The sequence below is a fragment of the Pseudoxanthomonas composti genome (assembly GCF_004122095.1).
Classification (GTDB): Bacteria; Pseudomonadota; Gammaproteobacteria; order Xanthomonadales; family Xanthomonadaceae; genus Pseudoxanthomonas_A; species Pseudoxanthomonas_A composti.
The window spans coordinates 113,093-128,817 of record NZ_SAWZ01000004.1 but is presented as its reverse complement, the minus strand read 5'-3'; the positions used below and the strand labels follow the sequence as shown (position 1 = coordinate 128,817).

Here is a 15,725-nt window from a genome sequence, read left to right as displayed (position 1 = left end):
CCGCAGCCGACATCCTTCCAGAGCGACAAAGCACACCAATCCAGATTGCGCTGTTCCGAGGCGCTGCGGCGGTGGTGGATGAGAAAAGCGTCATCCACCCTACGATAGGGTGGACAACGCGAAGCTTGTCCACCCCGGCATCGCCCGCAGCCGACATCCTTCCAGAGCGACAAAACACGCCAATCCAGATTGCGCTGTTCCGAGGCGCTGCGGCGGCGGTGGATGAGAAAAGCGTCATCCACCCTACCGTAGGGTGGATGAGAAAAGCGTCATCCACCCTACGGTAGGGTGGACAACGCGAAGCTTGTCCACCAACGCTTCGACACCCGATCAAGGATGTCGCCGTACGCACCGATCATCCGTTTCGCATCGCGGGTTGTCCGACCACGGGTTATCGCCCGATGACCGTTTGCAGTCGGCCGTGCCAATAACGCGACGCCGCGCCTACCTGCCCGCTTCGCGCAGCTCCGCCGCCCGCTGCGCCAGCTCCTTCACCTTCAAGGCGCGCGCGTGCTCTGCACGGCGCAGGGCCTCGCGGGCTTCCTTGACCACTTCCTGGGCCAGGCTGTGCCGGGTGTGGTGGCGCTTGGCGTCGATCGCCGCCTCCAGCGTCTTCTGGGCGGCCAGCACCGCCTTGTCCACGCGATAGAGCGGGGCGTGCGGGTCGGTGGTCAGCGCCGGGTCGTAACTGCGTTTCATGGGGAGCTTCTTAGGCGGGCGGCCACCTTAGCCCCAACCCTGCGGCCATGCACGTGTTTGCTGCGGTCCAGCAACGGTAGGCAGCCTTCGGCCACAGAACCGCGAAACGCATCGCAAAACCACGGTGGCGAATCACCATTAAGTTTCGTTTTATTGCTATTTGTTGCGTTTATTGCCTAGTGTCCGCGTGCGCAGCAGCGGCGGCCTTTGCCTCTGCCAGTGCGCGAAATCGCCTGAAGCGCCTGTCGGCCTTTGCCCACGCTTCCGGCGCACTCCCCGATGGATCAGCAAGGAGCGACACAGATGAGCAGACGCAACGTGCGACGTCAGACGATGGCGACGGTCTTCGGCCTGACGGCCCTTCTCACCGCCGGGGTCGGCATGGCGGTCACCCTGCCGCCGGCCAATGGCAAGTTCGATTACCAGCTTGCCGTGCCCTACACGCCGGCGGCCGATGTGGCCATCGTCGACCGCGACCGCAGTGCCGCACCGGCGACGGGCAAGTACAACATCTGCTACGTCAACGCCTTCCAGACCCAGCCGGGCGACACCGCCTGGTGGAAGAAGAACCACCCCGACCTGCTGGTCAAGAAGAATGGCCAGTTCCTGATCGACCCGGAGTGGCCCGACGAACTGCTGTTCGATACCTCCACCGCCGCCAAGCGCACCGCGCTGATGCAGATCGTCGGCCCCTGGATCGACCGCTGCGCCAGCGATGGCTACAAGGCCATCGAGCCGGACAACCTGGATTCCTGGACGCGCTCGGCCGGCATCCTCAAGCGCACGCACAACGTGGAGTTCGCCAAGCTCATCGTCGCCCGCGGGCATGCCAAGAACCTGGCCGTGGCGCAGAAGAACGCACCGGAACTCTCGCTGCAGGGCGCCACCACCATCGGCTTCGATTTCGCTATCGCCGAAGAGTGCCAGGTCTGGTCCGAGTGCGAGGACTACACCGATGTCTACGGCGCGCAGGTCTACGAGATCGAATACAACGACAACACCGAAGACGCCGATGGCAACCCGGTCGATCCCCTCAGCTTCTACAACGCCGCCTGCAAGGCGCGCGGCAAGGACATCTCGGTGATCTACCGCGACCGTGGCGTGCTGCCCAGCAACGCACCGGGCTACGTCTACAAGTCCTGCTGATCGCGGCGTATCGGCGCTGTCGCACCCGGCACCAGTCCGGCGCGCTGGCGCCCCTGCGCCTGGAAACGCGAGGTCAGGCACATGTCCTGACCTCGTCCGCCATCGCGCGGCGGGCACCGCTTACTTGCTGTTCTTCTTTTCCTGCTTGGCCGCACGCTTTTCCTTCAGCGTCCTGGTCGGCTCCTTCTTCTGGTTCTTCTTCTGGTCCATCCCCTTGCTCATGACACCCTCGTACGTGATGGAGTGATCGGCCTGCACCGCCGTGGGCCTGGCGGGCCTGCGCACTGTACTGCCTGGGGGAAGGGGGTCTGCAAGGCCTGCATCGTCCGTTGGGCTGCGCCACCTGGGCCGACTACAACGGGGGTTCGTGCAGGCAAGCGGGAAGGGCGGGGTATGCGCCGAGTAGGCCAGCTTGTCCCCGCCTGGATCGGACACATCGCGCGGTCACGACCACGTTGAACCGAACGGGGCCCGCAACGCGGGCCCCGTCCCGATGCTTACTTGCTGCCGACGCGCTGGTACTGCTCGCTGCCGGTGTTGAGGTGGCCGTTGGCCTTGTCGATGGCGAAGTTCACCGTCTCGCCGTCGCTGGTGACCTGCAGCGCGCCGTCCTTGTAGACCGCCGGGTAGCTCTCGGTCTTGGGCTTGCGGCTGAAGAACTTCGGCGTGGTGCTGCGGACCATGAAGGTCTCGCCATTGCGCTCGATATCCAGCGTCTCTTCCTGCGTCTGCACGTTGACCCAGTGGCCCACGTACTCCTCGCCCTGCATCTTGGCGCAGCCGGCCAGCAACAGCGTTGCGGCCAGCGCGGCACCCATCCACTTCATCATCTTCTTCACTCCGGCTTGAGGCTGGGAGCAGGATGCGGGGCGGGCGATGTAGGGCGGGTCAAGATGCGCTTGGACATCGGCGGTGGGTGGGGGCCCTGCATCAACCATCCCCCGCGGGACGTCATCTGCCGGATGGCCACGCCAGCCGGCACGCCAGCCCGAGGTAGACCGTGCCGAGCACGCGGTTCAGCCGCTTGCCGGTCTGCGCGCTGGTCGCCAGCCTGCGCCCCAGCTTGCTGACCAGAACAATCACCGCGCCGTTAACCAGCAGCCCCATGGCGTTCAGGATGGTGGCCAGGACGAGCATCTGCGCGACCAGCGACCCGCTCGAAGGCCGGACGAACTGGGGAAACAGGGCCAGGACGAACAAGGCCATCTTCGGGTTCAACAGGTTGGTGGTCAGGCCCTGCCGAAAGATCCGCCACATCGAGTCGCTGGCAAGACCCTACCTGGCCTCAAGCGCGGCGCCCGGCGACCTGAAGGCCTTCCAGGCAAGGAAGGCCAGGTAAGCCGCACCGAGAAAGCGCACCGCGTCGTAGGCTGCCGGCGCGCTGACCAGCAACTGCGACAACCCCAGGGCCGCGGCCAGGGCGTGGCAATACGTGCCCACTTGGATGCCGGCAAGGGTGCAAAAGCCGGACGCCTTGCTCTGGCTCAGGCTACGGGAGGCGATCAGGATCATGTCCGGGCCCGGCGTCAGCGTCAAAACCAGGCAGGCGCCCGCGAAGACCAATGCGACGGACCACTCGATCATGATTCCCCTTTGCCGATGCGTGGCAGCAGCGCGTCATCTTAACAAGCGGCCGACCAGGGGCAGCGTTCCAAACGCGCCTGTGATGAAGCCCCGCTGGAGGGCGGGCACTTCGACCCTCTCCTTGGAAGCCCGCGCACCGGCCTCCTGTGCTTCGTGCCGAGCGACGCCGCCCCCATCGCCCAGGACACCGGCGATTACACCTGCGCCTGGCCACCATCGACGAACAGCTCGGTGCCGTTGACGAAGCTGGCATCGTCGGAGGCCAGGAACACCGCGACGCGCGCGACCTCGACCGGCTCAGCGACGCGACCCAGCGGCACCTGATCGGCCATGGACGCCAGCAGGCCCTGCTGTTGGGCCGCATCCGGCCCGGCCAGTTCCACCAGCCCGGGCGTGCGGGTCGGGCCAGGCGCCAGGATGTTGAAACGCAGCTTGCGCGCCTTGTCGACCTCCAGGATCCAGTTGCGCACGAAGGCACGCACCGCGGCCTTGGACGCGCCATAGACGCTGAAGGCCGGGGTGCCTGTGGAAGCCGCGGTCGAGCCGGTGAGGATCACCGAAGCCCCCTCGGCCAGGATGGGCAACATGGCCTGCACCGTGAACAAGGTGCCCTTGACGTTGCGGTCGAAGGTGTCATCGAAGTGCGCCTCGGTGATCTCCCCCAGTGGCACCAAACTGCCGCCGCCGGCATTGACGAACAGCACGTCCAGCCGGCCGTGCTCGGCCTTGATCGTGTCGGCCAGGTGTTCCAGTTCGGCGACCCTGGCCGAGTCCACCTGCAGGCCCTTCGCATTCCGGCCAATCGCGGCCACGGCCGCGTCCAGCTGCTCCCTGCGGCGGCCGGTGATGTACACCGTGGCGCCCTCCAGGGCGAACTGGCGAGCGGTTTCCAGGCCGATGCCGGTGCTTCCACCGGTGACCAGCGCGATCTTGTTGTTGAGCTTGAGCGACATGGGTAAAACCTCGACAAGTGATGGTGACCATCAACGTATCGACGCGCCTGGCCTGAAAAAATAGAATCGCCTGAAAGACATCGTTTCAGGAATGTCATGTCCAAGCTTCCGGACTTCGAGGGATTGGCGCTGTTCGCCAAGGTGGCCGAATCCCGCTCGTTCGCGGCCGCGGCCAGGGAGCTGGATCTGTCGGTCCCCACCGTATCGCGCGGCATCGCCAGGCTGGAGACGCGCCTGGGCGCGCGCGTGTTCAACCGCACCTCGCGGCGCCTGGCGCTGACGGCCTTCGGCCAGGACCTGCTGGGGCGGGCCAGCCAGCTGTATCGGGATGCCGAAGAAGCCGAGGCCATTGCCCGCGACCAATCGGCCTCCCCGCGCGGCACCGTGCGCCTGGCCGTGCCGATGACCTTCGGCGTGCACTGGATCGCCCCGCTGCTGCCCGGGCTGCTGGAGCGCTACCCGCAACTGTCCCTGGACCTGCACCTGTCCGATGCCAAGGTCGATGTGGTCGGCGACGGCTTCGACGCCGCGTTGCGGATCGCCGCGCTGCCCGATTCTGCCCTCGCTGCGCGGCGCCTGTGCCCGGTCGCGCGCTACACCGTGGCCGCGCCCAGCTACGTCGCCCGCTACGGCAACCCCAGCCACCCCCGCGATCTGGACCCGGCGCACTGCCTGGCGTTCGCCCTGCGCGCCGGCGGCGACACCTGGCGCTTCAGCAACGGCCGCAAACAGGCGACCCTCAACCCGCTGGGACGCCTGCGCGTCACCAACTCCGAAGCACTGCTGCCCGTGCTGTTGGCCGGCCACGCCGTGGCGGCGCTGCCGGAGTTCATGGCCGCCCAATACCTGCGCGACGGGCGCCTGGTGGCGCTGCTGCCGCAGTGGAAGCAATCGGACGGCGGCCTGTACTTCGTCACCCCCACCAAGCAGAACCGACCGGCGAAGGTGGAGGCGGTGGCGAACTATTTCGTCGAGATGTTTGCGAGTCCGCCGTGGCGGCAGTGAGTCCAGTTCTGCCTGACGATCAGAGTTGGCCCACCTGAGCGACTGGCTCGACATCGACTTCAAGAGAAACGCAGCTCGGCGCCTGAATGTATTCCCTGACGAAGTGTCTCAGCGGCGCACGGCTTACCAGCTCATCGATGGTGCAGGTGTAGAGCGAGCAGCTCGTCCGTTGGGGGTGGTACGAGTTCCATACGAGGCTGAAGCCGAAGGCGTGATCAGTGAGCGAAGTCTTGCCCGCAAACGCGGTTCCGCTGGAAACAAGAAGTCGAAACGTGTACTGCGCGCGACGTGGGGGCTTGCCACGAAGCTCTGAGAAGATTGCTTCGGTGGCCCCGAAGTCCACTGGCTTCTCGACGAGTGGTTCCCCAGGAAAGAGTTCTTCAAATGTCTTTCCTTGGGGAGAGGTATCACCCTCCTCCTGGAGACGGACCTCGATCCTTTGACCAGGCTGCAGCTCAAGGCTGTCGATCCAGTTGAGATGCGTTGACTCGCCGCTTTCCGGGTACGTGCCGCCCGACATGTCGAGCGTAGCGAACTCGTCGTCGGTGGTGGCTCCATGAATGCTCACGAGGACAACGTCGTAGTCCCTCGTGTTGACCGTGGCGAGGTGTTCATCCTCGAGTAGAACGGATATCGCTGGCATCTGATGCTCTATTCAAACGTGACTCAGGAGGATCAAATCGGGGTCGGAGTGAGGCTCTGGCAAAGAGCGGGCGCGTCGCACAAAGGCCATGCCTTCTGCTTCTATGAAGCGGTACTTGACCCCTCTTTCCGGTTGATCCGCAAGCCGCTGCCGGCTTGAATGACGTGTCAGGCGGTGCCAGATGCATTGCTTTGCCCAACCATGGTCGAAAATGCGTCGAGACGCCGCTCGATCAACAACAATGGAGCGCGAATCGAATGCAGGAATTCGTAGTCAGTCTCTCTCATGCCGATCATCTCGCTATTTGATCGATTTCCATGCATGACTGAGAAATCCTGTAGAGACGCTTCCATCTCACTCAAAGATGGAAGCTCAAGGGAACTTCGCTCTTGAGCGTCAAGGCCCGATGCGTTGACATGCGCAAGAAGAAAATTTGCCCGATCTATACGGGCTAAATTGTCCTCCACGAAGTTAGCGACATCCCTGCGAATCGCCTCAGCATGGAGCTTGTAACTGAGCACTGCCGCTCGTAGAGCCACAATCAAGCTAAGAGTCGCGAAAACTAGCGAAATAACTGCGATGTAAGTCATGCGTGTCTAGTTCCAAGCTAATCCGTGCCGCAAAGCGGCACCACCTAAATTATTTGCTAAGCCTCATTTGGAAACAATGAATCAAAGGTTGGATCGGCGTGCTCCCAGTACGCAGCACGCGAGATGAGGTACGACCGGACGTGTTCGAGCTCTACGCCCGGTGGGATGTTGACAGAGACATACCCTGAATTCGCACGCTCGAAGCTACAGCCGATTTCAGCGAGTCCGTGCAAAGTCTCCTCTGATGCATTACCTGGAGCCAAGGGAAGATCGAACACGACCCTAACGGTGCGATTGCCCGAGCGCTTTGCCACAGACTGGAACGTGGGCATCTGCTCTTCAAGGTCAAACGGTGCGGTAACCACGTCTTGCCATGAGACGCCGTAGGCGTAGAACGGTGAATTATCGAGCTGATACAGATCATTCCCGAGAGGCACCGCCCAGAGCGTCTCTACAATCGAACGGCCCTCTTCGCTAGGAAGCCGAAAAAGTACTTTGGCAGTTGGTTCACTGCTCATGTCGCAGAACACCTGCATTAAGAAAAACTGTTGAGCGGCTTTGGTTTGGATGATTTGTAAGGCTCATTCACCCAGAGGGCCGATCGCCGCAACTTTATGTCTCTAACCGCCTAAGCGGAACCGAGGTTGCCGACTTCTTTGGAACATCTCCTAGGTGAGTCGACATCGAAATTGGGCATGAAAGGCCGCCGAAGAAAAAACTGGTCAGCCAGGCATCGACCCCGACCGGCCACGGCTTAGCTGCAACCGCCTCGATGACTTTCTACTTGCGTAGCGATGCAAGAATCCCCCCGGCCCTTGCGCGCACCTTAGCGGCCTGCTGAGGGCTTGTCAGCAGTGAGCAGCGCTCTCCGGGTGAACGCCAGGCGCGGCGTTCTCGCCGACCGGCCTTCAGCTAGGCTATGTCCTTCTCGAATTTCGAGACGAACTTCGAGAGGCTGGAACCGCAGGCAGCGCAGAAGTCACGGAGTTGCAGGAGATCCATCCGTCGCTCGCCCCGTTCGATGTCGCTCACATACGACTGTGGCCGGCCCAATGCGGTGCTTAAGCCTACTTGCGTCAACCCAGCGGCCAAGCGTAGATCGCGCAGATGCCGCAACAGGATCGCGTACTCCGCTTTATGGATCGACTTAGTGGACATGGCACTCGAAAGATCGCGGGTGCCAAGACGCTATATCCCCTTTTCAAATATCCGAAAAACAGATAAGTTTGATCGATGGCCAAGTCGCCCGCACTGGCGAGGACGTACGCGATGACAGCTCGAAGAGAGAGGAGGAGGCCGCCTCTACGTGTTACGGAGGGCCGGAAGCGGGGACAAGTGGCTTACGCCTTCGGCGCCACGTTGGACCAAATCGACCAGCTGGATCGGCTTCTACGCACGATCAGCGCCCACAGCGACATGGTGGCGGTGTGCAGCGGCGCGCAGCTGGACGACGCCAGCCTGTCCACGCTGGGCGAAAGCATCTTCGACTCGGCGCGGGAGGTGCGCGGCCTGGTCGATGCGATCTACGCGCAGCGCTTGCGTTCGCCTGGTACGCCAAGCGAGAGCTGAGGGCGGGCGAGGGCAGGTCCGATTGGGTAGCAGCGAGGACAGAAGCCGCTGCCTGCGCTCCGACCTGCGTGCTAGCGTGCGCCGCAGCGCTGCCCGGTGTGCCGGGCCGAAGGAATGGGACGATGGCTGTGCCGTTGCGGACCGATGGGAAGGGAAAGCACTTCGCGCCAGTGCTCGCTGCGGCGGGCCTGGTCCTTTGGCTCGCCCTGGCCGTCTTGGGCGGCGACTTCCTGCATGCGGCCTATCTGAAGTACTCCTCGCTGGCTTCGCCGGCCTACGCGATGTTCCTCGCGCGACGCGGCTGGCTGTGGTGCCACCTGGCCGGCGGCTCACTGGGCGTGGTGCTGGGGCTGGTGCAATTGATCACCCAGCGCTGGCCGCGTGCCTTGGGCGTGCACCGCTGGTGCGGGCGGGCGTACTTCGCCGCGATGTTGGTGGCGGTGTTCGGCGCCGCTGGGCTGATCGCCACCTCGCCGGCACCGATGAGCATCCGCGTTGCCTTCAGCGCCACCATGCTGGCCTGGCTGGTCACCGCGGGCGTGGGCCTGGTGAAGATTCTGCGCCGCGATGTGCAGGCGCACCGCCGCTGGATGCTGCGCGCCTACGTGGTCACCCTGGCCCCGGCGATGTTCCGCCTGGGGCTGGCCACCGCGGTGGGCCAGGGCATCGCGCCTTCGCCAGGGCTTATCGCTTGGATGCTGTGGGGTAGCTGGGCGTTGCCGTTGCTGGTGCTTGGCTTGGGTATGTGGGCAATGGCACACCTGGACCAGAGCCGCATGCGGCACGCTGGTGCATGAGCGCGACTAGACCTTCGCCATCGGTGGCAGGGTTTAGCGACAGTGGGTGAGCGCGGACGCCACATCGCTGTCCGGATCTGCTGAGGTCGGTAGCCATTGCGCACCCGCGTCTGGCAAATCTGTGCTGACCGACCTCAGGACATCCTGATCATCTCTATGCATTCGTGACCGGCCTTGTTCGGTTCGTTGGCTTCCCCTCGGGGATAAACCTCGATGCGCATCTCCAAGGCGCCCGCCCGCACCCGGTCGAAGACGTACATCAGTAGACGCCCATGCTCGGCGCGATGCGGCGTCTTGGAAAAGCCCATCGACTCCAGCCGTGATGAGAACGCGGCCACGTCCAGCTGGCAGATCTCCGTCATGGCAGGCGAGGCGTCCGGCGGGTTCGGGCTGAAGTTGAAATGGAACGTGGGTTGCGCATTGGATGCCTTGTCGATCCCGAGGCCGTAGCTCCAACTCGGGGTGACCCGCTCACTGAAGCCGTATCGTGCCGATCCATCGGCTGCCTGCAGAATCTTGGCGCCCATGACCGCTTCCAGCCGCTCCGGCGTGATCCCTGCGACGCTGGGCGTGGTCCGGATCAGCTCGAGCAGCCGACCGAGCGCTTGTCCGGCCGTCATCAGGGGCGTTGGCTGGGAGGGCGCGGCGCCGGTCTGTGCCAGCGAACGTGGTCCGCTCGCCATGGCGATGGCGGCAAGGACCAGCGCTGCGAGTATCGGGCGGGATTGTGTCGTCATCAGGGTGCCTTGCGGATGTTGGGCGGGTGTCGATCAACCAAGCGCCTGCACCCGCGTGTGTATGGGCAGATCCTGCGCCTTTGCTCTCCGGGGCATGGAGTACTGCAGTTTCAGCTGGCCATCGGCCGGGCGTGACAGCTGGATGGGGCCAGCGGCGTCCTTGATGTAATCGGCGTGCATCTTTCCTCCTGCACATGCGGTCAAGGACAAGGCAAGTGTCATTGCGATGCGCCTAAATTGCTTCCCTGTCGCCGTCCTTCCTTGCTCCGGAAATGGAGGACGCTCACTCCGCCTGCCGCTCGCGCAGGCAGTGCATGTGGTACCACAGCGGCGTGACGACAGCCAGCGCGCCGCAGGCAGTAGGATCGTCGCCCACTTCAGTCGCGTGCGACACCAATGCCCTTCCCACGCCCCACCCGCGACGGCATCCCAGCCAGCCGCCTGCAGCTGCCACCGGGGCAGTGGGCGACTGTGCTCCAGGCGCTGTGTGCGCGCTTCCCGCAGGTGGCGGCGGCGACATGGCAGGCCCGCTTCGCGCGGGGGCTTGTGCTCGACGCACACGGTCAGGCGCTGGAGCTGGGCGCGCCGTATCGCGTGGGCATGGAGGTGCAGTACTTCCGCGAGGTGGCGGACGAGCCGGTGGTGCCGTTCGCCGAAGTGGTGCTGCATGCCGATGCGCATCTGGTGGTGGCGTACAAGCCGCACTTCCTGCCGGTGGCGCCCACTGGCGCCTACGTGCGCGAGACACTGTTGACGCGGCTGGTGCAGCGACTGGGCAACCCGGACCTGGTGCCGTTGCATCGCATCGATCGCGACACGGCCGGGCTGGTCTTGTTCTCGGCAAATGCGAGTAGCCGGGCGCGCTACCACGATCTGTTCCGCGAGCGCCGCATTCGCAAGCATTACCTGGCCGTGGCGCCGCCACTGCCGCAGCTGGCGTTTCCTCACGTCCACCGCAGCCGGCTGGAGACGGGCGTGCCCTTCTTCCGCATGCAGGAAGTGGACGGCACGCCCAACAGCGAGACGGTGATCGAGGTGCTCGCGCGTGGTTACACGCATTGGGTTTATCGGTTAGAGCCTGTCACCGGGCGCAAGCATCAGTTGCGCGTGCATATGGCGGCGCTGGGCGCGCCGATCCTGCACGATCGCTTCTATCCACAGCTACGGGAAGCAGGGCCGGATGATCCAGCGCGCCCGTTGCAGCTGCTCGCCCACGCGCTGGCCTTCGACGACCCGGTCAGCGGCGAGCCGCGGCGGTTCGCGCTTGGCGCCGAGGCCCCGTCAGGGCCATGGACGGCGCACACGCTGCCGTGAGGCGCGCTTACTTGGCTTCGGGCAGGTACCAGAACGGGATGCGGTAATCGCGCTCGCGGCGCACGCCGTGCTCGCCACCGCCGACGTTCCACTGCAGCTGCAGGTCGTGCCGCCCTGACGGCAAGCCTTGCAGGTCGATGTAGCCCAGCAGCCCGCGCATGCCCAGGTCGCGGCGCTCGGCCGGGACGAAGCCGCCCAGGTCCACGCGCTTGCCATCCAGGGTCACGGCCCACATCGACGACAGGCAGGACACGGCCTGCATGGCAGCCGTGGCGCCCTCGGCCGCGTTGCGGCCCTTGGGCAGTGCGGGGCAGCGCTGGGAGACCAGGGTGTTGTCCAGGCGCGGGCGATGCGGGATGAACAGCCGCAGCTGCGCATCGGAGATGCGTTCGGACGGGATCATGGGATAGCGCAGCATGGCATCGTCAGGGCCGCGCATGCTCTCGTAGTGCGCGCTCAGCAGGCCCTGGTCCACGGCCTCGCTGGTCATCACCCGGTAGCGGCTGAGCACAGAGAAGCTGGCCGAAGACACGATCTGCGCCCCGCCGATCACCAGGGCGATGAAGATCACGATGAAGTACACCGCGCTGAAGCCGCGGTGGCCCAGGTTGCTCTGCAGGGCGAACTGTACTGGCGCGCCCAGGCGTTGCAGGGTGACCGCCGAGAGCACCCGCAGCAGGCGATGCAGGTGACGCTCCAGCGTGTTCACCGGTTGTGCCTGCTGCAGGCGCCGGCCGATCAGCTTGTCCAGCACGAACACCGCCATGGCGACGATCAGCAGGCCCACGTAGGGCACGGCGAAGGCGATGAAGGTGGCGCGCTCGCTGTCCTCGAACAACAGGCCGGCCAGCGTGGCCGGGATCAGCAACAGCAGGCCCACCGTGCCCATCCATCCCAGGGTCAGCGCGACGAGGATGGTCCCGGCGAACAGCACCGAGGCGGTGCGATCGGCGCGGTCGATCACATCGCCCAGCTCGCCGATCGCGCTGCGATAGAAGCGTTGCGACGCTTCGCCCATGGCCGGCATGCGCGCCCAGCGGATGCCTTCGGGAAAGTGCGACTTCAGGCCGACCAGCCCCACCCAGTAACCGCGGATGGCCAGGTGCACGACGAACGCGAACCCCAGCGCATAGGACAGGCCCACGCCGATGTTGAAGGCGAACTGCAGCACATACCAGGTCGCGCCTTCGGCGTGCAGCTCGCTGCCGACCCAGGCCTCGAACAGGCGCGGCGGCAGCGTCAGCAGGGCGAAGGCCAGCAGGCCGGAGATCAGCAGCTCCAGCTCGTCGGTGCGCTCGCGCAGGCGTTCGAAGCTGATGCGGCGCGTGGCCACGGGCGTGGCGCCCTCGGCTTGCGGTTCGGCCGGTTCGGTGTGGCTCATCCCTGGATTTCCGTATGTCCCCGGGGCGCAGTCTAGCCGCTGGCCAGGGCTCGGCGCAGTCCGGGCGTGGGGCGCACGCTGCGGGTGCGGTGGGCAGCGGGTCGGGATGATGCTGCGCTGCGGTGCCGCATTCTCTGGAGCTGGTTGGGTGGAATGGCGTGCGGTGTTTTATCGGAAAGTGGGTCGCTCTGGATGTCGGCGCTTTCGCTTCAACTGTGCCGGCGCTGATGGATGGCGATGGTGGATGGAGGAGCGTCATCCACCCTACGGGTGAGGGTGTCACCCAGGCTGGGCGGTGTCGCGTAGGGTGGACAACGCGAAGCTTGTCCACCGGGGATTCGGCGACGCGTTGCATCCACTGTGCGCCGCCGTGCCCGATCGCTGGGTTTGCGGGGCTGGTCGGGTGGAGCGGCGCGAGGTGTTCTTGATTTGGGAGCGCGTCTTTGTGGACGTGGGCGCTTTCGTTCGATTGCGCGGGCGCTGATGGATGGCGATGGTGGATGGAGGAGCGTCATCCACCCTACGGCTTGGGAGGGTGTCGCACCGGCTGCGCGGGCGCGCCTTGCGTAGGGTGGACAACGCGAAGCTTGTCCACCGGGGATCCCGCGACCCATCGCAGGCCCGGTGCGCTGCCATGCCCGGCCGTTGTGGCAATGCGGACGAACGACGGTGTACGGATCGACGGCATTCCCAAATGGCCTGCTGCCGCGCGCGTATGCGCTAAGCGGTCGCGGCGATCTTCCGTACCGCCTCCACCAGCGCCTGCAGGTGGCGGGCAGGGGTGAAGGTCTGCGGTGTGACGCGGATGCAGGCGCCGCTGGCCAGGTCGTTGCGCACCACGGTGAAGATGCCGAACTCCTTCTCCAGGCGCGCCTGCAAGGCGCTCACCTCGGCCTTGGCGCCCTTGCCGCGCAGGCGGAAGCCGCCCATGCCGCTGGCATTGGCCATGCTGGCCGGGCCGAGGATTTCCACGTCGGGCGAATCGGCCAATGGGGCGACCCACAGCTCGCGCAGGTATTTAAGGCGGGCCTGCTTGTTGGCCGGGCCGATGGCGCGGTGAAAGGCCAGGGCCTCGGGCACGGTCAGGAAGGCGGCGAAGTCCGAGGTGGCCAGATGCACGCGGTTGGCCACGTCGTCATCGCCGGCCGGCTCGCCGGGGAAGGGCTTCACGGCGGCCAACGAGCCCTGACGCATGTACAGCGCGCCCACGCCGACCGGCGAGCCGATCCACTTGTGCAGGTTGAACACCGCCCAGTCCACATCGAGCTGCGGCAGGGTGAAATCCAGCAGGCCCCAGGATTGGGCGCAATCGCAGATCACCGCGATGCCCCTCTGCCTGGCGAGCGCGGCGATGCGGCGCACCGGCAGCACCAGGCCATGCTGGTTGCTGACGTGGGTCAGCAGGATCAGCTTGAGATTGGGTTGGTCGTCGAAAGCCTGCTGGTAGGCGGCGTAGTAGTCCTCATCGGTGCCCCTGGCCGGCAGCGAGAGCATGTGGCCCTGCACGCCGCGCTCGCTGGCCAGCCAGGCCATCATGCGCTTGAACTCGGGATAGTCGGCATCGGCCCACAGCACCGCATCGCCCGCGCGCAGGCCGCTGTACTGGGTGATGAGGTTGACGAAGGATTCGGTGGCGTTGCGGGTGAGCATCAGCTCGTTGGCCTGCACGCCCAGCGCATCGGCGGTGGCCTTGCGCGCGGCCTGGAAGTCGGCCGGGTAATCGCGGCGCGCGTACCAGGACAGTTCCTGGTTGACCTTGTGGGTATTACGGGCCAGGGCCTGTTCCACTGTAGTGGACATCTTGCCCCAGTAGCCGTGTTCCAGATTGATCACATCGCCCTGGTCTGGGTACAGCGCGCGAATGGCCTGCCAATGCGCCTCGTCGCGGGCCAGCGCCTGCGGGGACTGCGTGGTCGCCGGAATGCCGGCGGTCAGCTCGGCCGCTGCCAGCGGGCTGAGCACGGCGGAGGCGGCCGCCGAGGCAGACAGCTTCAGAAAGGTCCTGCGACTGCCCATGCGACGGATCTCCGGTTGTGGAAGTGTTATTCCGTAACGCTAGCAGTTGCGCTGCAGCATCGCCAGCGGCGTTGGGACCCCGCACCAGACGCGCTCCAAGGTCGCCATTCGAAATGCCAAAGCCAGCGCTCCCAGCGGAGACGGCCGCAGTCAAAAACAAAAGGTGGCGGGAGATAGCGCCCTCGCCTTTCCTCACTCCTCACTCCTCTCCACTCACTCCTCGCCCCACCCAGCGGCGCACCGCTGTCAGCCTGTCACCCCATCCATCGCGCCAAACCCACGCCCGACTCACTTGTACGGCCCCGGCCCGCGCCACACCAACTCGCCCTGCTTATAGACCTGCAGCATGGTCACCACTTCGCGGGCATCGCCGATGGACTTCATCTCAGGATCGTAAGGGTCCAGCGCGCGGCACTTGCCCGAGCCGCGGCGCAGGGCGATCTCCAGCTCGCAGACCATGTAGTAGCGGGTACCGGGCAGGGGGATGGACAGCTCCTTGATGCCCTTGTGCTTCCACGCGCGCAGCTTGTCCTCGCTGAGCACGTCGTAATAGACCAGGTAGCCGCCCAGCTCCATGGACGGCCCGGCGTTGGTCATGTCGCGGCCGCGGCCGTTGCTCATGGCCGGGCTGTTGGCCAGGCCGGCGTTTTCCGGCGCGGCGTCCTGCTCGATGTAGCCCGGCGGCTTGCCCCAGGTGCGCGGGCGCTGCACGGTCGAAGGCGGCGGCGGGTTGGGCGGGGTCTGCGCTTGCACCGGCTGGGGGGCGTCCTGAGGCGTGGGCGGAGTGGGCTCCGGTTGCGGTTCGGCCGGGGGCTGCGGCGGACGCGGCCGGCGCGGTGGCGCCTTGGCCTGGGCGGTGTCCTCGGCCGGTGGCGGCACCGGGTCTTCGGACTGATCCACCAGGGTGGTCTGCACCTTCGAGGCGGCCGGCGGCGGCTCGGCGGTCCTGGGCTTCTGCTTGCGCGGCGGGCTGGGGGGCTGCTTGGTGGGCGGGGCGGGCTCGCGGGTTTCGCCGATGAAATCCACCCGCGTGCGGCTGCCGCTGGCCGCGCCCTGCGGCGTGGTCACGGTGGGCTTGGACGAATACAGCAGCACCAGGATCAGCAGCACATGCAGCAGCAGGCTGACGCTGCCGGCGATCCAGCGCTGCAGCCGCTCCACGCGGGACGGCGCCCGGGGCTCGGCGCGGGTCGAGGCCAGGCTCATGCCATCGACACCGCGTCGGGGGTGTTGAACTTCATGCGGGGACAAGCGCGGGCGGCGGGGGGGATGCGGGCATCGTAACGTGTCC

General features: G+C 65.6%; 17 protein-coding genes and 1 pseudogene. 5 read left to right on the top strand and 13 right to left on the bottom strand.

The features are described from left to right. Positions 1-444 precede the first annotated feature (444 nt). A complete protein-coding gene (locus EPA99_RS09015; protein WP_129470891.1) occupies positions 445-699 on the bottom strand; it encodes a hypothetical protein in 255 nt (84 codons plus the stop codon). 303 nt (positions 700-1,002) lie between these two features. On the opposite strand from EPA99_RS09015, the gene EPA99_RS09010 reads away from it, so the two are divergent. Further along, on the top strand, positions 1,003-1,845 hold the full coding sequence (locus tag EPA99_RS09010; RefSeq protein WP_129470890.1) for an endo alpha-1,4 polygalactosaminidase: 843 nt from the start codon (positions 1,003-1,005) through the stop codon (positions 1,843-1,845). Between the two features lie 497 nt (positions 1,846-2,342). Here the strand turns inward: EPA99_RS09010 and EPA99_RS09000 are convergent, their stop codons facing one another. The 3 genes and pseudogenes from EPA99_RS09000 to EPA99_RS08990 form a co-directional block, all read right to left on the bottom strand. Further along, positions 2,343-2,675, bottom strand: a complete 333-nt coding sequence (locus tag EPA99_RS09000; protein ID WP_129470888.1) for a hypothetical protein — start codon at positions 2,673-2,675, stop codon at positions 2,343-2,345. A gap of 121 nt (positions 2,676-2,796) precedes the next feature. Next, positions 2,797-3,429, bottom strand: a pseudogene (locus EPA99_RS18950) (LysE family translocator). A 194-nt stretch (positions 3,430-3,623) separates the two neighbouring features. After that, positions 3,624-4,382 carry an SDR family oxidoreductase gene (locus EPA99_RS08990; RefSeq protein ID WP_129470887.1) on the bottom strand — a complete coding sequence of 253 codons (759 nt, stop codon included), beginning with the start codon at positions 4,380-4,382 and terminating at the stop codon, positions 3,624-3,626. A 96-nt stretch (positions 4,383-4,478) separates the two neighbouring features. On the opposite strand from EPA99_RS08990, the gene EPA99_RS08985 reads away from it, so the two are divergent. Then, a complete protein-coding gene (locus tag EPA99_RS08985; protein ID WP_129470886.1) occupies positions 4,479-5,387 on the top strand; it encodes a LysR family transcriptional regulator in 909 nt (302 codons plus the stop codon). Between the two features lie 19 nt (positions 5,388-5,406). On the opposite strand, the gene EPA99_RS08980 is transcribed toward EPA99_RS08985, so the two are convergent. From EPA99_RS08980 to EPA99_RS08965, 4 genes are all read right to left on the bottom strand, one after another. After that, positions 5,407-6,030, bottom strand: a complete 624-nt coding sequence (locus tag EPA99_RS08980; protein ID WP_129470885.1) for a hypothetical protein — start codon at positions 6,028-6,030, stop codon at positions 5,407-5,409. Positions 6,031-6,197: 167 nt separating this feature from the next. Then, positions 6,198-6,620, bottom strand: coding sequence for a hypothetical protein (locus EPA99_RS08975; RefSeq protein WP_129470884.1), 423 nt, complete (start codon positions 6,618-6,620; stop codon positions 6,198-6,200). Positions 6,621-6,676: 56 nt separating this feature from the next. Beyond that, positions 6,677-7,138 (bottom strand): DUF4265 domain-containing protein, encoded by a 462-nt coding sequence (locus EPA99_RS08970; RefSeq protein ID WP_129470883.1) that lies wholly within the window; start codon positions 7,136-7,138, stop codon positions 6,677-6,679. 394 nt (positions 7,139-7,532) lie between these two features. Then, on the bottom strand, positions 7,533-7,778 hold the full coding sequence (locus EPA99_RS08965) for a helix-turn-helix domain-containing protein (protein ID WP_129470882.1): 246 nt from the start codon (positions 7,776-7,778) through the stop codon (positions 7,533-7,535). Positions 7,779-7,889: 111 nt separating this feature from the next. Between EPA99_RS08965 and EPA99_RS08960 the strand changes: the two genes are divergently transcribed. Beyond that, positions 7,890-8,189 carry a hypothetical protein gene (locus EPA99_RS08960; protein WP_206733741.1) on the top strand — a complete coding sequence of 100 codons (300 nt, stop codon included), beginning with the start codon at positions 7,890-7,892 and terminating at the stop codon, positions 8,187-8,189. A gap of 122 nt (positions 8,190-8,311) precedes the next feature. Beyond that, positions 8,312-8,986, top strand: a complete 675-nt coding sequence (locus tag EPA99_RS08955) for a DUF2306 domain-containing protein (RefSeq protein WP_129470880.1) — start codon at positions 8,312-8,314, stop codon at positions 8,984-8,986. A 134-nt stretch (positions 8,987-9,120) separates the two neighbouring features. Here EPA99_RS08955 and EPA99_RS08950 read toward each other — a convergent pair whose 3' ends face one another. Then, complete coding sequence (locus EPA99_RS08950) at positions 9,121-9,723, bottom strand: hypothetical protein (protein ID WP_129470879.1); 603 nt, start codon at positions 9,721-9,723, stop codon at positions 9,121-9,123. A gap of 33 nt (positions 9,724-9,756) precedes the next feature. Further along, positions 9,757-9,903 carry a hypothetical protein gene (locus EPA99_RS18690; RefSeq protein WP_164978614.1) on the bottom strand — a complete coding sequence of 49 codons (147 nt, stop codon included), beginning with the start codon at positions 9,901-9,903 and terminating at the stop codon, positions 9,757-9,759. Between the two features lie 216 nt (positions 9,904-10,119). Here EPA99_RS18690 and EPA99_RS08945 point away from each other — a divergent pair, with 216 nt between their 5' ends. Next, complete coding sequence (locus tag EPA99_RS08945) at positions 10,120-11,037, top strand: pseudouridine synthase (protein ID WP_129470878.1); 918 nt, start codon at positions 10,120-10,122, stop codon at positions 11,035-11,037. A 7-nt stretch (positions 11,038-11,044) separates the two neighbouring features. Here the strand turns inward: EPA99_RS08945 and EPA99_RS08940 are convergent, their stop codons facing one another. The 3 genes from EPA99_RS08940 to EPA99_RS08930 form a co-directional block, all read right to left on the bottom strand. Continuing rightward, on the bottom strand, positions 11,045-12,418 hold the full coding sequence (locus tag EPA99_RS08940) for a hypothetical protein (protein WP_129470877.1): 1,374 nt from the start codon (positions 12,416-12,418) through the stop codon (positions 11,045-11,047). Positions 12,419-13,138: 720 nt separating this feature from the next. After that, entirely contained in the window at positions 13,139-14,434 is a 1,296-nt protein-coding gene (locus EPA99_RS08935; RefSeq protein WP_129470876.1) for an aminotransferase class V-fold PLP-dependent enzyme, read from the bottom strand. A gap of 288 nt (positions 14,435-14,722) precedes the next feature. Then, on the bottom strand, positions 14,723-15,640 hold the full coding sequence (locus tag EPA99_RS08930; protein WP_129470875.1) for a type II toxin-antitoxin system RelE/ParE family toxin: 918 nt from the start codon (positions 15,638-15,640) through the stop codon (positions 14,723-14,725). Positions 15,641-15,725 lie beyond the last annotated feature (85 nt).

Excerpts from the sequence above, each read along its gene's own strand:
- EPA99_RS08980 (WP_129470885.1), bottom strand. The coding sequence starts at position 6,030 with ATGCCAGCGATATCCGTTCTACTCGAGGATGAACACCTCGCCACGGTC.
- EPA99_RS08965 (WP_129470882.1), bottom strand. The coding sequence starts at position 7,778 with ATGTCCACTAAGTCGATCCATAAAGCGGAGTACGCGATCCTGTTGCGG.
- EPA99_RS08945 (WP_129470878.1), top strand. The coding sequence starts at position 10,120 with ATGCCCTTCCCACGCCCCACCCGCGACGGCATCCCAGCCAGCCGCCTG.
- EPA99_RS08930 (WP_129470875.1), bottom strand. The coding sequence starts at position 15,640 with ATGAGCCTGGCCTCGACCCGCGCCGAGCCCCGGGCGCCGTCCCGCGTG.
- EPA99_RS08935 (WP_129470876.1), bottom strand. The coding sequence starts at position 14,434 with ATGGGCAGTCGCAGGACCTTTCTGAAGCTGTCTGCCTCGGCGGCCGCC.
- EPA99_RS08985 (WP_129470886.1), top strand. The coding sequence starts at position 4,479 with ATGTCCAAGCTTCCGGACTTCGAGGGATTGGCGCTGTTCGCCAAGGTG.
- EPA99_RS09000 (WP_129470888.1), bottom strand. The coding sequence starts at position 2,675 with ATGATGAAGTGGATGGGTGCCGCGCTGGCCGCAACGCTGTTGCTGGCC.
- EPA99_RS08955 (WP_129470880.1), top strand. The coding sequence starts at position 8,312 with ATGGCTGTGCCGTTGCGGACCGATGGGAAGGGAAAGCACTTCGCGCCA.
- EPA99_RS09015 (WP_129470891.1), bottom strand. The coding sequence starts at position 699 with ATGAAACGCAGTTACGACCCGGCGCTGACCACCGACCCGCACGCCCCG.
- EPA99_RS08960 (WP_206733741.1), top strand. The coding sequence starts at position 7,890 with ATGACAGCTCGAAGAGAGAGGAGGAGGCCGCCTCTACGTGTTACGGAG.
- EPA99_RS08990 (WP_129470887.1), bottom strand. The coding sequence starts at position 4,382 with ATGTCGCTCAAGCTCAACAACAAGATCGCGCTGGTCACCGGTGGAAGC.
- EPA99_RS08950 (WP_129470879.1), bottom strand. The coding sequence starts at position 9,723 with ATGACGACACAATCCCGCCCGATACTCGCAGCGCTGGTCCTTGCCGCC.
- EPA99_RS08970 (WP_129470883.1), bottom strand. The coding sequence starts at position 7,138 with ATGAGCAGTGAACCAACTGCCAAAGTACTTTTTCGGCTTCCTAGCGAA.
- EPA99_RS08940 (WP_129470877.1), bottom strand. The coding sequence starts at position 12,418 with ATGAGCCACACCGAACCGGCCGAACCGCAAGCCGAGGGCGCCACGCCC.
- EPA99_RS08975 (WP_129470884.1), bottom strand. The coding sequence starts at position 6,620 with ATGACTTACATCGCAGTTATTTCGCTAGTTTTCGCGACTCTTAGCTTG.
- EPA99_RS18690 (WP_164978614.1), bottom strand. The coding sequence starts at position 9,903 with ATGCACGCCGATTACATCAAGGACGCCGCTGGCCCCATCCAGCTGTCA.
- EPA99_RS09010 (WP_129470890.1), top strand. The coding sequence starts at position 1,003 with ATGAGCAGACGCAACGTGCGACGTCAGACGATGGCGACGGTCTTCGGC.